Origin of the sequence: Psychromarinibacter sediminicola (genome assembly GCF_029168335.1) — a bacterium.
GTDB lineage: Bacteria > Pseudomonadota > Alphaproteobacteria > Rhodobacterales > Rhodobacteraceae > Psychromarinibacter > Psychromarinibacter sediminicola.
This window is the reverse complement of the sequence record NZ_JARGYC010000213.1, coordinates 1-861: the sequence shown is the minus strand read 5'-3', so window position 1 is coordinate 861 and position 861 is coordinate 1. Positions and strand designations below refer to the sequence as shown.

At 59.5% G+C, this 861-nt stretch carries 1 protein-coding gene and 1 pseudogene; both read left to right on the top strand.

Going from position 1 to position 861, the window contains the following annotated elements; genetic code table 11:
* Positions 1–397 precede the first annotated feature (397 nt).
* Positions 398–529, top strand: a pseudogene (locus P1J78_RS25030) (transposase); the annotation flags it as partial.
* A gap of 45 nt (positions 530–574) precedes the next feature.
* A partial coding sequence (locus P1J78_RS25025) for a transposase family protein (RefSeq protein ID WP_510177810.1) occupies positions 575–861 on the top strand: 287 nt, incomplete at its 3' end.

Genomic DNA, 861 nt, shown 5'->3' with positions numbered 1-861 from the left:
GCTGGCCGTTCTCTACGGCCGCAGCCCATCATGTGCACAGGAAAAGGCCGCGGCGTGACGCTCATGAGCGTTGCCAGCCATAGTTCACGGATGACTATCTCGGCCGTAGCACCGAGGAGATACTGCGCTCCATCGATGGTGCGCAGGCCCAGGACAGCTTGGCGGTGCATCTGCCCGCGGACTGGAAGCCAGGAGATATGTACATCCTGCCAAAGCGCCACAGTGATGAGGAGATAATGAAGAATTTCGGTGACACCCCGACGGAGTTGACGCCCTATCTTAAGGTCGTTCAGGCGCAGCCATGAACTGGGCAGGTCTTGTCAGAGCAACCTAGTGGCCTGCTGCCGGTTTCGTGGACACGAAGATAAGATCGTGACCAAGGAACTGGAGAGTGGACATGACGAGACGGAAGTTCAGCCGCGAGTTCAAGATCGAGGCGATGAAGCTGGTGACGGAACGAGGCGTGTCGGTCGCCCAGGTGTGCCGGGATCTGGAACTGGCCGAGAGCGTTTTACGGGCCAGTGTCAAAGGAACTCGGGTTGAGACAGGGCAGGGGCGCCGATAGCGTCCGTCCATGACCCGACGCTGCCCGTTCAAGTACTTTAAGACGTCGCGCGAGATCATCCGTCTCGCGGTGATGATGTATGTCCGGTTCCCGCTTTCGTTGCGGAATGTCGAAGACCTGCTGCATGAACGCGGTATCGACGTTAGCCACGAAGCGGTCCGGTTCTGGTGGCACCGGTTCGGCCCGATGTTTGCCGCGGAAATCCGCAAGCGCCGGATCGAGGGGATGCGGTCGAGCCAGTGGCGATGGCACCTCGACGAGATGTTCGTGAAGATCAACGGCGAGAGGCATTACCT